The following is a 15546-nucleotide window of genomic DNA, read 5'->3' as shown; positions in this document are numbered from 1 at the left end:
TTGCCTTTTTTATCATAAAGAGGATCACAAATAACCTTCTTTTTTACCTTGTTTATTCAATAGCACTATCCTTTAATCTTTTTTATACTAAATAGCACTTTGCACTTGTTCATAGCTAAAACTGACTACCTAATCAACATGTTCAAATAGAATCGTTTCAAAACCATCGGGATTAAATGGTAAATTATCATAGAGTTGCGGATTATTTTTGTCCTCAAATTCATCGGTGGTGAGTAAGATATTACCGTTGCTATCAAGGTGTTGATTTTTGAGATACCCACCCTGCCCATCTTCAAATAGTTCAATATGATTAGTCTTAATTCCTTGGTCATTAAATCTTTCTAAGATCGCGATAAGATCTCTCTTTTTCGTCATAATAAATGTTCTGATAGTTATTCCTTGGGCATTTTTGACGACTTGTTTTAGGGGTAAATAGCTGCCTTTTTCAAACTCCGTTTCTATCACTAAATTTGGTACTAAATGGCTTTCAATAACGGTTAACTTGCTGCGAATTGGCGCACTTTTTTTGTAGTCGAATTCGTTAGTCAGCCACTGCACTCGTGTTTTTTGTAAGATAGAGACGACTTTCCCCATCACTTTTTCAACACGGATATAAGCAGGTAAACTCACTGCCTGCTCGACATTCGCTAAGGGTGTTAATTGTTTTTTATCGTTCATTGTATAAAAATAAACGCCATTCTCTAATCCCTTAAACGGCGCTAACGGTAAGGATATAGCGGATTGCTGCCATTTGGTTTTAATAATTTTTTTATACTGATGATTCTCCCCTATTTCCACCTGAATCAAATCACTGTATTTATCACGTGGCGATTGATTTTCAGCTTCTATTAAGGTTAATGGCGCTTGATGCGGGAAGTTTTTATAACGCTCCACCATAAAAGCAGGAAACGGCAATTTATGATAATAGACTTGATGTGGCTGAATACCTAAATAGTTTACGCGGTCAGTTGCTTCTTTATCGTATTTAGGACTATCTCCTAATCCTTGCTTAAACATTTCAGCTTTGAACAGCGTATTACTTTTCTCGACATTCATCATTAATTCATTGTAAGGATAAGGCTCGTCTAAATCTTTTTCGAAATCAAATAATTCAGGTTCGCTACTTTTAGTTTTAATGACTTTACCCTGTTTATTTAATACCTCATTTTTTACACGAACCAATGATCCCTCATAACGAGTCACATGATTTGTTTTAATCCCTTGTTTATCAAAATACTCGTCAATTGCGTAAACACCATCTTTTTCGATATAAGTTCTAATGACATAATTCCCTGATTTTATATTTTTTCTAATCGATTTGTTCGTCTCTCCTTTTTCATTAAAAGAGACGACAGAGGAATAAACAACATTATGCTCATTATCATATAATTCTATATTAAGCTGTTTTAAATTATTATTTGACCAATAATCATAAGTATAATGATTAATTGTTGATAATGGTCTTTTTTGGATACTGACCACAATGCCATGTTTTTTTTCAACTCGTAAATAGCAAGGTAATTCATAGACTTCTTCAAATGAAGAATGTCGATATAATTGCTTATTGTTATCTAATGTATAAAAATAAACGCCATCTTCTAACGGCTGAAAAGCATCCGTCGGATATAATATTTCAATAATATTACGTTTACGCTGCCATATTTCACTATATTGATAGTTATCATTTAACGTTACCTGAGAAATATTTTGAGATGCTATGGTATACATTCTTCGATGGTCTTCTAGACCTTCTTGTGATAAAAATAAATCTTTATCAGGATAACTATCTTCATTCTCAAGAAAGAGAGTAAAATCATGTTGAAAATAGACCTTATTTGGCGCAATGCCTTGAGCTTTCAATCTTTTTATTAATTGCGTTTGTTGGAAATTCATGTTTACCTCTGCTAATACATATTGAACTGCACCTGTATATAATAAGAAAAAGATAAAACATCGTCTGACTAGATTTTTCATATCACCTGCGCCTCCTTTTTATTAAGTATGCTATCCATCGCTTACCATCTTCGCTTTTTTTGATATATCTAATAATTTTTCTATCAATTTTTTTCTTCTTGCTATTCTCTTATCATCTGCATCATTAGTTTGTTTGTCTAAAGAAGCTTTATAACGTATAAAATGCCTATCTCTCTCTATTCCTATGCAATCTGGATCTGCCAGATTACAATAAGCTAATAATAAAAATAAAAGTGTATGGCAATTGGTTTCCTTATAACTGTCAAACCACCAACTCCAATCCTCTGTCGTTTTATCAAATTCCGCTGCAAATGTTTTAATATCATTAAATATCTCTTCATCTGTTCGTTGATCCCCTGGCAGCACATAAGGGAAAGTAGTAAATTTGATTTTTTCAGGATGATGATGTCTATTTTGGTAGGGGTCAAACGCTCGGCTAGAGAGATCATTATTACCAGTTTTGCGACCTGCGGTTCTATCTTTTGTCGGCGTTAATTCTGTTAGTTCTTGTTCATAATCTTTTTCTCGCCTTTTTTTATGGTCGCCATTTAATATCCCATCACTGGCAACAATTATTTTATTGACAAATATGTTTAGGGGATGCAAAGACAATTTAGCTGGATACCAACCATAGCTCTCGCGAAAACCATTAGCTTTAGTCGATATTTGTCGAGGGGCTCCATTTTCATCTACGATATCTCTTTCTTTTAGCTGCTTTTGGCGAATAGTTTGCATTGACTTATCTATTTCATTTTCATCCTCATGCAAAAATTCAATCCAAAAATGCCCAACATCAAAGGTCAATAAATCAACCGGGACTCTTCGGATTAAAATCTTGTCTAATCTCCTCACTCCCTTCTCAACTTTTGTGGTAACTTTTGATGATTGAGCGCGTTGGGTGAGTGATTTTATCGTTGCCCAAGACATAGCTATATCCTCTAATCTTTTTTATATCTAAATACCACTCTGCACTTGTTCATAGCTAAAACTGACTACCTAATCAACATGTTCAAATAGAATCGTTTCAAAACCATCGGGATTAAATGGTAAATTATCATAGAGTTGCGGATTATTTTTGTCCTCAAATTCATCGGTGGTGAGTAAGATATTACCGTTGCTATCAAGGTGTTGATTTTTGAGATACCCACCCTGCCCATCTTCAAATAGTTCAATATGATTAGTCTTAATTCCTTGGTCATTAAATCTTTCTAAGATCGCGATAAGATCTCTCTTTTTCGTCATAATAAATGTTCTGATAGTTATTCCTTGGGCATTTTTGACGACTTGTTTTAGGGGTAAATAGCTGCCTTTTTCAAACTCCGTTTCTATCACTAAATTTGGTACTAAATGGCTTTCAATAACGGTTAACTTGCTGCGAATTGGCGCACTTTTTTTGTAGTCGAATTCGTTAGTCAGCCACTGCACTCGTGTTTTTTGTAAGATAGAGACGACTTTCCCCATCACTTTTTCAACACGGATATAAGTAGGTAAACTCACTGCCTGCTCGACATTCGCTAAGGGTGTTAATTGTTTTTTATCGTCCATTGTATAAAAATAAACGCCATTCTCTAATCCCTTAAACGGCGCTAACGGTAAGGATATAGCGGATTGCTGCCATTTGGTTTTAATAATTTTTTTATACTGATGATTCTCCCCTATTTCCACCTGAATCAAATCACTGTATTTATCACGTGGCGATTGATTTTCAGCTTCTATTAAGGTTAATGGCGCTTGATGCGGGAAGTTTTTATAACGCTCCACCATAAAAGCAGGAAACGGCAATTTATGATAATAGACTTGATGTGGCTGAATGCCTAGATATTTTACCCGATTAATCGCTTCTTTATCATATTTAGGACTATCTCCTAATCCTTGCTTAAACATTTCATCTTTGAACAGCGTATTACTTTTCTCGACATTCATCATTAATTTATTGTAAGGATAAGGTTCGTCTAAATCTTTTTCGAAATCAAATAATTCAGGCTCGTGACTTTTAGTTTTAATAACTTTACCCTGTTTATTTAATACCTCATTTTTTACACGCGACAGTGAATTTTCATAACGAGTCACATGATTTGTTTTAATGCCTTGTTTATCAAAATACTCGTCAATTGCATAAATACCGTTTTTTCGGATATAAGTTCCAATAACATAATTTCCCGTTTTTATATTTTTTCTAATCACTTTGAGCATTTTGCCTTTTATTTTATCAAAAGAGACTACTGCAGAGTAAACAACATTATGTTCATTATCATATAATTCTGTTTTAAGCTGTTTTAACTTATTATTTGGCCAATAATCATAAGTATAATGATTAATTTCTGATAATGGTCTTTTTTGAATACTGATCACAATCCCGTGTTTTTTTTCAACCCGTAAATAACAAGGTAATTCGAATACGTCGTCGAATGAAGCATGCTGATGTAATTGCTTATTCTCGTTTAATGTGTAAAAATAAACACCATCCTCTAGTGACTGAAAAGAGTCTGTCGGATATAATATTTCAATAATATTGCGTTTACGCTGCCATACTTCATTATATTGATAATTATCATTTAACTTTATTTGAGAAATATCTTGAATCGCCATGCTATACATTCTTCGATTGTTTTCTAGACCTATAAGTGAAAAAAATAAATCTTCTTTAGGGTAGCTATCTTCATCCTCGAAAAAAAGACTAAAATCATGTTGAAAATAGATATTATTTGGCACAATACCTTGTGCTTTTAATTTTTTTATTAATTGTGTTTGTTGATTATTCATCTTTATCTCCGCGAAGCTATATTGAACCATTCCTATACATAATAAGAAAAAGATAAAACATATTCTGACTAAATTTTTCATATCACCTTTGTCTCCTTTTTAATTTTTTATCCTTGTTCTATTGCTTTCGCTTTTTTAGATATGTCTAATAATTTTTTTATTAATTGTTTCCTTTTTGGAGTTCTATCATCACAGGAACTTTTAATAATTTTATCTAAAGACTTTTTATAATGTTTAAAATGTTCATCTAGCTCCATTCCGATACAATCCGGATCTGCTAGATTACAATGAGCTAATAATAAAAATAAAAGTGTATGGCAATTGGTTTCCCTGTAACTGTCATACCACCAACTCCACTCTTCTGTCGTTTTATCAAATTCCTCTGCAAATGTTCTAATATCATTAAATATTTCCTCATCTGTACGTTCATCATCTGGCAGGACATAAGGATTAGTAGTAAAATCAATTTTTTCAGGATGATGATGACCATTTTGATGCGGGTCAAAAGCACGGCTAGAGTGGTCATTATTAACCGTTTTTCGACCTGCATTCCTATCTTGTGTAGGGGTTAATTCTGTCAGTTCTTCCTTATAATCTTTTTCTCTCCTTTTTTCATGGTCGCCATTTAACGTCCCATCACTGGAAATAATTAATTTGTTATAAAATATATTAAGGGGGCGGAAAGGGGTTCCAACTGGATACCAACCATAACTCTCCCGAAAACCATTAGCTTTAGTCGATATTTGTCGAGGAACTCCCTTTTCACTCACAATATCTCTTTCTTTTAATCCTTGTTGGCGAATAGCTTTCATTGACTCATCTATTTCATTTTCATCTTCATGCAAAAATTCAATCCAAAAATGCCCAACATTAAAGGTCAACAAATTAACGGGGATTCTCCGTATTAAAATCTTATCTAATCTCCTCGCGCCCTCCTTAACTTTTGTGGTAACTTTTGATGATTGAGCGCGTTGGGTGAGTGATTTTATCGTTGCCCAAGACATAGCTATATCCTCTAATCTTTTTTATATCTAAATACCACTCTGCACTTGTTCATAGCTAAAACTGACTACCTAATCAACATGTTCAAATAGAATCGTTTCAAAACCATCGGGATTAAATGGTAAATTATCATAGAGTTGCGGATTATTTTTGTCCTCAAATTCATCGGTGGTGAGTAAGATATTACCGTTGCTATCAAGGTGTTGATTTTTGAGATACCCACCCTGCCCATCTTCAAATAGTTCAATATGATTAGTCTTAATTCCTTGGTCATTAAATCTTTCTAAGATCGCGATAAGATCTCTCTTTTTCGTCATAATAAATGTTCTGATAGTTATTCCTTGGGCATTTTTGACGACTTGTTTTAGGGGTAAATAGCTGCCTTTTTCAAACTCCGTTTCTATCACTAAATTTGGTACTAAGTGGCTTTCAATAACGGTTAACTTGCTGCGAATTGGCGCACTTTTTTTGTAGTCGAATTCATTAGTCAGCCACTGCACTCGTGTTTTTTGTAAGATAGAGACGACTTTCCCCATCACTTTTTCAACACGGATATAAGCAGGTAAACTCACTGCCTGCTCGACATTCGCTAAGGGTGTTAATTGTTTTTTATCGTTCATTGTATAAAAATAAACGCCATTCTCTAATCCCTTAAACGGCGCTAACGGTAAGGATATAGCGGATTGCTGCCATTTGGTTTTAATAATTTTTTTATACTGATGATTCTCCCCTATTTCCACCTGAATCAAATCACTGTATTTATCACGTGGCGATTGATTTTCAGCTTCTATTAAGGTTAATGGCGCTTGATGCGGGAAGTTTTTATAACGCTCCACCATAAAAGCAGGAAACGGCAATTTATGATAATAGACTTGATGTGGCTGAATACCTAAATAGTTTACGCGGTCAGTTGCTTCTTTATCGTATTTAGGACTATCTCCTAATCCTTGCTTAAACATTTCAGCTTTGAACAGCGTATTACTTTTCTCGACATTCATCATTAATTTATTGTAAGGATAAGGTTCGTCTAAATCTTTTTCGAAATCAAATAATTCAGGCTCGTGACTTTTAGTTTTAATAACTTTACCCTGTTTATTTAATACCTCATTTTTTACACGCGACAGTGAATTTTCATAACGAGTCACATGATTTGTTTTAATGCCTTGTTTATCAAAATACTCGTCAATTGCATAAATACCGTTTTTTCGGATATAAGTTCCAATAACATAATTTCCCGTTTTTATATTTTTTCTAATCACTTTGAGCATTTTGCCTTTTATTTTATCAAAAGAGACTACTGCAGAGTAAACAACATTATGTTCATTATCATATAATTCTGTTTTAAGCTGTTTTAACTTATTATTTGGCCAATAATCATAAGTATAATGATTAATTTCTGATAATGGTCTTTTTTGAATACTGATCACAATCCCGTGTTTTTTTTCAACCCGTAAATAACAAGGTAATTCGAATACGTCGTCGAATGAAGCATGCTGATGTAATTGCTTATTCTCGTTTAATGTGTAAAAATAAACACCATCCTCTAGTGACTGAAAAGAGTCTGTCGGATATAATATTTCAATAATATTGCGTTTACGCTGCCATACTTCATTATATTGATAATTATCATTTAACTTTATTTGAGAAATATCTTGAATCGCCATGCTATACATTCTTCGATTGTTTTCTAGACCTATAAGTGAAAAAAATAAATCTTCTTTAGGGTAGCTATCTTCATCCTCGAAAAAAAGACTAAAATCATGTTGAAAATAGATATTATTTGGCACAATACCTTGTGCTTTTAATTTTTTTATTAATTGTGTTTGTTGATTATTCATCTTTATCTCCGCGAAGCTATATTGAACCATTCCTATACATAATAAGAAAAAGATAAAACATATTCTGACTAAATTTTTCATATCACCTTTGTCTCCTTTTTAATTTTTTATCCTTGTTCTATTGCTTTCGCTTTTTTAGATATGTCTAATAATTTTTTTATTAATTGTTTCCTTTTTGGAGTTCTATCATCACAGGAACTTTTAATAATTTTATCTAAAGACTTTTTATAATGTTTAAAATGTTCATCTAGCTCCATTCCGATACAATCCGGATCTGCTAGATTACAATGAGCTAATAATAAAAATAAAAGTGTATGGCAATTGGTTTCCCTGTAACTGTCATACCACCAACTCCACTCTTCTGTCGTTTTATCAAATTCCTCTGCAAATGTTCTAATATCATTAAATATTTCCTCATCTGTACGTTCATCATCTGGCAGGACATAAGGATTAGTAGTAAAATCAATTTTTTCAGGATGATGATGACCATTTTGATGCGGGTCAAAAGCACGGCTAGAGTGGTCATTATTAACCGTTTTTCGACCTGCATTCCTATCTTGTGTAGGGGTTAATTCTGTCAGTTCTTCCTTATAATCTTTTTCTCTCCTTTTTTCATGGTCGCCATTTAACGTCCCATCACTGGAAATAATTAATTTGTTATAAAATATATTAAGGGGGCGGAAAGGGGTTCCAACTGGATACCAACCATAACTCTCCCGAAAACCATTAGCTTTAGTCGATATTTGTCGAGGAACTCCCTTTTCACTCACAATATCTCTTTCTTTTAATCCTTGTTGGCGAATAGCTTTCATTGACTCATCTATTTCATTTTCATCTTCATGCAAAAATTCAATCCAAAAATGCCCAACATTAAAGGTCAACAAATTAACGGGGATTCTCCGTATTAAAATCTTATCTAATCTCCTCGCGCCCTCCTTAACTTTTGTGGTAACTTTTGATGATTGAGCGCGTTGGGTGAGTGATTTTATCGTTGCCCAAGACATAGCTATATCCTCTAATCTTTTTTATATCTAAATACCACTCTGCACTTGTTCATAGCTAAAACTGACTACCTAATCAACATGTTCAAATAGAATCGTTTCAAAACCATCGGGATTAAATGGTAAATTATCATAGAGTTGCGGATTATTTTTGTCCTCAAATTCATCGGTGGTGAGTAAGATATTACCGTTGCTATCAAGGTGTTGATTTTTGAGATACCCACCCTGCCCATCTTCAAATAGTTCAATATGATTAGTCTTAATTCCTTGGTCATTAAATCTTTCTAAGATCGCGATAAGATCTCTCTTTTTCGTCATAATAAATGTTCTGATAGTTATTCCTTGGGCATTTTTGACGACTTGTTTTAGGGGTAAATAGCTGCCTTTTTCAAACTCCGTTTCTATCACTAAATTTGGTACTAAGTGGCTTTCAATAACGGTTAACTTGCTGCGAATTGGCGCACTTTTTTTGTAGTCGAATTCATTAGTCAGCCACTGCACTCGTGTTTTTTGTAAGATAGAGACGACTTTCCCCATCACTTTTTCAACACGGATATAAGCAGGTAAACTCACTGCCTGCTCGACATTCGCTAAGGGTGTTAATTGTTTTTTATCGTTCATTGTATAAAAATAAACGCCATTCTCTAATCCCTTAAACGGCGCTAACGGTAAGGATATAGCGGATTGCTGCCATTTGGTTTTAATAATTTTTTTATACTGATGATTCTCCCCTATTTCCACCTGAATCAAATCACTGTATTTATCACGTGGCGATTGATTTTCAGCTTCTATTAAGGTTAATGGCGCTTGATGCGGGAAGTTTTTATAACGCTCCACCATAAAAGCAGGAAACGGCAATTTATGATAATAGACTTGATGTGGCTGAATACCTAAATAGTTTACGCGGTCAGTTGCTTCTTTATCGTATTTAGGACTATCTCCTAATCCTTGCTTAAACATTTCAGCTTTGAACAGCGTATTACTTTTCTCGACATTCATCATTAATTTATTGTAAGGATAAGGTTCGTCTAAATCTTTTTCGAAATCAAATAATTCAGGCTCGTGACTTTTAGTTTTAATAACTTTACCCTGTTTATTTAATACCTCATTTTTTACACGCGACAGTGAATTTTCATAACGAGTCACATGATTTGTTTTAATGCCTTGTTTATCAAAATACTCGTCAATTGCATAAATACCGTTTTTTCGGATATAAGTTCCAATAACATAATTTCCCGTTTTTATATTTTTTCTAATCACTTTGAGCATTTTGCCTTTTATTTTATCAAAAGAGACTACTGCAGAGTAAACAACATTATGTTCATTATCATATAATTCTGTTTTAAGCTGTTTTAACTTATTATTTGGCCAATAATCATAAGTATAATGATTAATTTCTGATAATGGTCTTTTTTGAATACTGATCACAATCCCGTGTTTTTTTTCAACCCGTAAATAACAAGGTAATTCGAATACGTCGTCGAATGAAGCATGCTGATGTAATTGCTTATTCTCGTTTAATGTGTAAAAATAAACACCATCCTCTAGTGACTGAAAAGAGTCTGTCGGATATAATATTTCAATAATATTGCGTTTACGCTGCCATACTTCATTATATTGATAATTATCATTTAACTTTATTTGAGAAATATCTTGAATCGCCATGCTATACATTCTTCGATTGTTTTCTAGACCTATAAGTGAAAAAAATAAATCTTCTTTAGGGTAGCTATCTTCATCCTCGAAAAAAAGACTAAAATCATGTTGAAAATAGATATTATTTGGCACAATACCTTGTGCTTTTAATTTTTTTATTAATTGTGTTTGTTGATTATTCATCTTTATCTCCGCGAAGCTATATTGAACCATTCCTATACATAATAAGAAAAAGATAAAACATATTCTGACTAAATTTTTCATATCACCTTTGTCTCCTTTTTAATTTTTTATCCTTGTTCTATTGCTTTCGCTTTTTTAGATATGTCTAATAATTTTTTTATTAATTGTTTCCTTTTTGGAGTTCTATCATCACAGGAACTTTTAATAATTTTATCTAAAGACTTTTTATAATGTTTAAAATGTTCATCTAGCTCCATTCCGATACAATCCGGATCTGCTAGATTACAATGAGCTAATAATAAAAATAAAAGTGTATGGCAATTGGTTTCCCTGTAACTGTCATACCACCAACTCCACTCTTCTGTCGTTTTATCAAATTCCTCTGCAAATGTTCTAATATCATTAAATATTTCCTCATCTGTACGTTCATCATCTGGCAGGACATAAGGATTAGTAGTAAAATCAATTTTTTCAGGATGATGATGACCATTTTGATGCGGGTCAAAAGCACGGCTAGAGTGGTCATTATTAACCGTTTTTCGACCTGCATTCCTATCTTGTGTAGGGGTTAATTCTGTCAGTTCTTCCTTATAATCTTTTTCTCTCCTTTTTTCATGGTCGCCATTTAACGTCCCATCACTGGAAATAATTAATTTGTTATAAAATATATTAAGGGGGCGGAAAGGGGTTCCAACTGGATACCAACCATAACTCTCCCGAAAACCATTAGCTTTAGTCGATATTTGTCGAGGAACTCCCTTTTCACTCACAATATCTCTTTCTTTTAATCCTTGTTGGCGAATAGCTTTCATTGACTCATCTATTTCATTTTCATCTTCATGCAAAAATTCAATCCAAAAATGCCCAACATTAAAGGTCAACAAATTAACGGGGATTCTCCGTATTAAAATCTTATCTAATCTCCTCGCGCCCTCCTTAACTTTTGTGGTAACTTTTGATGATTGAGCGCGTTGGGTGAGTGATTTTATCGTTGCCCAAGACATAGCTATATCCTCTAATCTTTTTTATATCTAAATACCACTCTGCACTTGTTCATAGCTAAAACTGACTACCTAATCAACATGTTCAAATAGAATCGTTTCAAAACCATCGGGATTAAATGGTAAATTATCATAGAGTTGCGGATTATTTTTGTCCTCAAATTCATCGGTGGTGAGTAAGATATTACCGTTGCTATCAAGGTGTTGATTTTTGAGATACCCACCCTGCCCATCTTCAAATAGTTCAATATGATTAGTCTTAATTCCTTGGTCATTAAATCTTTCTAAGATCGCGATAAGATCTCTCTTTTTCGTCATAATAAATGTTCTGATAGTTATTCCTTGGGCATTTTTGACGACTTGTTTTAGGGGTAAATAGCTGCCTTTTTCAAACTCCGTTTCTATCACTAAATTTGGTACTAAATGGCTTTCAATAACGGTTAACTTGCTGCGAATTGGCGCACTTTTTTTGTAGTCGAATTCGTTAGTCAGCCACTGCACTCGTGTTTTTTGTAAGATAGAGACGACTTTCCCCATCACTTTTTCAACACGGATATAAGTAGGTAAACTCACTGCCTGCTCGACATTCGCTAAGGGTGTTAATTGTTTTTTATCGTCCATTGTATAAAAATAAACGCCATTCTCTAATCCCTTAAACGGCGCTAACGGTAAGGATATAGCGGATTGCTGCCATTTGGTTTTAATAATTTTTTTATACTGATGATTCTCCCCTATTTCCACCTGAATCAAATCACTGTATTTATCACGTGGCGATTGATTTTCAGCTTCTATTAAGGTTAATGGCGCTTGATGCGGGAAGTTTTTATAACGCTCCACCATAAAAGCAGGAAACGGCAATTTATGATAATAGACTTGATGTGGCTGAATGCCTAGATATTTTACCCGATTAATCGCTTCTTTATCATATTTAGGACTATCTCCTAATCCTTGCCTAAATAGTTTATTTTGTAACACCGTATTACTTTCCTCGATATTCATCATTAATTCATTGTAAGGATAAGGTTCGTCTAAATCTTTTTCAGGATCAAGGATCTCTTCTGGCTCCCAACTTTTAGTCTTAATGACGTTACCTTGTTCATTTAATACCTCGTTTTTTACACGAACGAATGAATTTTCATAACGAGTCACACGATTTGTTTTAACACCTTGTTTATCAAAATATTCTTCAATACTATAAATACCATTTTTTTCAATATTAGTCTCAATGGAAGAACGACCTGTTTTAATATTCTTGCTAGTTGTTTTAGTCATTTTTCCTGTTACTTCATCAAAATATACCACTGAAGAGAAAATAGCATTATAATCATTATCGTATAACGATATTTCAATCTGTTTTATTAAATTATTACTTGGCCAATAATGATAAATATAATGATTAATTGTTGATAATGGTCTTTTTTGAATACTGACCACAATCCCCTGTTTTTTTTCAACACGTAAATAACAAGGCAATTTAAAAACTTCTTTAAATGAAGCATGTTGATGTAATTGTTTATGCTCATCTAACGTATAGAAATAAACGCCATCTTCTAACGACTGAAAAGCATCCGTCGGATATAATATTTCAATAATATTACGTTTACGCTGCCATATTTCACTATATTGATAATTATCATTTAACTTTATCTGTGAAATATTCTGAACCGCCGTGGTATACATTCTCTGATTATCTTCTAAATCCTCTTGTGATAAAAATAAATCTTCTTCAGGATAACTATGTTCATTAGCAATAAAAAGCGCAAACTCATCTTGAAAATAGACTTTATTTGGCTTAATGTCTTGCGCCTTTAATTTTTTGATTATTGCTATTTGTTGGTTACTCATATTTACCTCTGCTAGAACATGTTGAGCTACGCCTGTGCATAATAAAAAAAAGATAAAACATATTTCGAAAAATTTTTTCATATCACTTTCGTCTCTTTTTTTAATTTGAGTTTATTATTCTTATTTCATTGACTTCGCTTTTAGGGATATATCTAATAATTTTTTCATTAATACCATTCTTTCTTGGAGTTGTTTATTAACTTTAGATTTATTCAAACTATCTAAAGAAGTTTTATAACTTTTAAAATGCTCATCTAGCCCCATTCCGATACAATCCGGATCTGCCAAATTACAATGAGCTAATAATAAAAATAAAAGCGTATGACAATTAGTTTCCTTATAATTGTCATTCCTCCAACTCCATTCTTGTTTCTTTTCATCAAATTGCTTTACAAATGTTCTAATATCATTAAATATCTCCTCATCCGACCGTTTATCGCCTGGCAGGACATAAGGATTAGTAGTAAATTTAATATTTTCAGGATGATGATGACCATTTTGATGTGGGTCAAAAGCGCGGCTAGAGTGGTCATTATTAACCGTTTTTCGACCTGCATTCCTATCTTGTGTAGGGGTTAATTCTGTCAGTTCTTCCTTATAATCTTTTTCTCTCCTTTTATGATGATCACCATTTAACGTTCCTGCACTGGAAATAATTAATTGCTTATTAAATATATTAAGGGGTTGGAAAGGAGTTTCAACAGGATACCAACCATAACTTTCACGAAAACCATTGGCTTTGGTCGCTATTTTTAGGGGTTTCCCCCTTTCATTCACAATATCTCTTTCTTTTTTTCGAATTCGGCGAAAGGCTTTCATTGACTCATCTATCTCATTTTCATCTTCATGCAAAAATTCAATCCAAAAATGCCCAACTTCAAAGCCCCGCAAATTAACAGGTATTCTCCGTATTAAAATCTTGTCTAATTTCCTCGCGCCCTCCTTAACTTTTGTGGTAACTTTTGATGATTGAGAGGGAAAAGTCATTGATTGTATTGTTCTCCAAGAAGGCATAGCTATATCCTCTAATCTTTTTTATATCTAAATATCACTTCGGATTCTTCATAGCCAGTGTTGACTATTTCTGTTTTTCCCTGTGCATCGGTTTTGCCTTCGGCAATGACCTGATTAGCTTTATTTAATATTTGATATTCCCGATTGATAATGGGCTGATCGCTTCCTTCCTCTAGTAAAAGAAATTGTTTAAGATAAGGTTTTTGTGGCTGCTGTTCGGGAAAGGAATAAAGTGTTGGCTGCATCTCTTTTGGTCCAGAAAATGGAAATCCCTGTGCGCCCTGTTTGATTAAGCCTGGTGCATAAAGTTCAATATTGCCATTCGCTATACGAATATAAGCGCCGCCACAAGCGATAGTAATCTCTTTTTTAGCATTAATATCAATTTTGTCATCATTACTAATGACTTTAAGCGTTTTATCGGCAATGATTTCAATATCGCCATTATGTGCTTGTAGCTGAACTTTGGCTTCACCACTAAACAGTTTGATATCTTGTTTAGCAAGTACACTATATTCATTACCAGCACTCATATGGATAGATTGATTTGCAGCAATATTAGTCTCATTTTTACTTGCTAATAATATATTTTGCTCAGCATAATGATAAATGTTATCTGGTGTCACTGTGGCTATGCCTTTAGGGCTAGATAACACCATACTCGGCTGGGTAAAGGATAAACGACTTTCAGCTTCAGAAGCGGTATATTGTACAAATAGATTAAAACTCTCTACCCCTTTGAGCTTTCCTGCTCGGTGACTATCTGAGCGCTCGGATAACCGTTGGGATACACTTAATCCTGCTTCTAATAATGAAACTGTTTCATCCGCATCTAGACTCGCTTTTTTTACCCCCTCATCACCTTCTCTTTTGTATGAAGTAACATAAATGCCTTTCCCTGCGCGAATTACCCCCCAGTCATCAGTACGCAATTCGAAACCTTCACCACGTTTTGATTTTTGGCTATTGACAGCATGCCCCAGATTTAATTGCGTTTTACCGTATTCCGTTGCCAGCTTAATATGCTCCTGACCGCGTTTGTCATTCATGCGCAGCTTATTGTTAGCTGGAGTACGAATGACATTATAGTGTTTATTTGCCGTTGAGACAGGGTCGGCATGGTTGCTGTCGTGCATAGCATGGGCAATGTAAGGACGATTAGGATTGCCGTCGGTAAATGCAATAGCGACCTCTGTCCCGTTAATTAATGGGAAGTGAAAGCCGTAAGTCTCACCAGAATAGGGCTTAGCTAGTCTCAACCATAAACTT

At 33.8% G+C, this 15546-nt stretch carries 11 protein-coding genes; all 11 read right to left on the bottom strand.

Features of this window, described 5'->3' with window-relative positions:
- Positions 1-129: 129 nt before the first annotated feature.
- Positions 130-1974 carry a hypothetical protein gene (locus tag O970_RS09590; protein ID WP_133459473.1) on the bottom strand — a complete coding sequence of 615 codons (1845 nt, stop codon included), beginning with the start codon at positions 1972-1974 and terminating at the stop codon, positions 130-132.
- A gap of 30 nt (positions 1975-2004) precedes the next feature.
- Positions 2005-2901 carry a hypothetical protein gene (locus O970_RS09585; protein ID WP_133459472.1) on the bottom strand — a complete coding sequence of 299 codons (897 nt, stop codon included), beginning with the start codon at positions 2899-2901 and terminating at the stop codon, positions 2005-2007.
- Between the two features lie 69 nt (positions 2902-2970).
- Positions 2971-4737, bottom strand: coding sequence for a hypothetical protein (locus tag O970_RS09580; protein ID WP_133459471.1), 1767 nt, complete (start codon positions 4735-4737; stop codon positions 2971-2973).
- Positions 4738-4844: 107 nt separating this feature from the next.
- Positions 4845-5741: a hypothetical protein gene (locus O970_RS09575; protein WP_133459469.1), complete on the bottom strand. Its 897-nt coding sequence runs from the start codon at positions 5739-5741 to the stop codon at positions 4845-4847.
- Between the two features lie 69 nt (positions 5742-5810).
- Positions 5811-7577 carry a hypothetical protein gene (locus tag O970_RS09570; protein ID WP_133459470.1) on the bottom strand — a complete coding sequence of 589 codons (1767 nt, stop codon included), beginning with the start codon at positions 7575-7577 and terminating at the stop codon, positions 5811-5813.
- A 107-nt stretch (positions 7578-7684) separates the two neighbouring features.
- Complete coding sequence (locus O970_RS09565; RefSeq protein ID WP_133459469.1) at positions 7685-8581, bottom strand: hypothetical protein; 897 nt, start codon at positions 8579-8581, stop codon at positions 7685-7687.
- 69 nt (positions 8582-8650) lie between these two features.
- Positions 8651-10417, bottom strand: a complete 1767-nt coding sequence (locus O970_RS09560; protein ID WP_133459470.1) for a hypothetical protein — start codon at positions 10415-10417, stop codon at positions 8651-8653.
- Between the two features lie 107 nt (positions 10418-10524).
- Positions 10525-11421, bottom strand: a complete 897-nt coding sequence (locus tag O970_RS09555; RefSeq protein ID WP_133459469.1) for a hypothetical protein — start codon at positions 11419-11421, stop codon at positions 10525-10527.
- A gap of 69 nt (positions 11422-11490) precedes the next feature.
- Positions 11491-13344 (bottom strand): hypothetical protein, encoded by a 1854-nt coding sequence (locus O970_RS09550; RefSeq protein ID WP_133459468.1) that lies wholly within the window; start codon positions 13342-13344, stop codon positions 11491-11493.
- A 39-nt stretch (positions 13345-13383) separates the two neighbouring features.
- Positions 13384-14277 carry a hypothetical protein gene (locus tag O970_RS09545; protein WP_133459467.1) on the bottom strand — a complete coding sequence of 298 codons (894 nt, stop codon included), beginning with the start codon at positions 14275-14277 and terminating at the stop codon, positions 13384-13386.
- An 11-nt stretch (positions 14278-14288) separates the two neighbouring features.
- Positions 14289-15546 (bottom strand): DUF2345 domain-containing protein (locus O970_RS09540; RefSeq protein ID WP_133459466.1); only part of this gene is annotated, 1258 nt, incomplete at its 5' end.

It is taken from the genome of Candidatus Schmidhempelia bombi str. Bimp (genome assembly GCF_000471645.3).
Taxonomy (GTDB): domain Bacteria; phylum Pseudomonadota; class Gammaproteobacteria; order Enterobacterales; family Orbaceae; genus Utexia; species Utexia bombi.
This window is presented reverse-complemented; position numbering and strand designations above follow the sequence as displayed.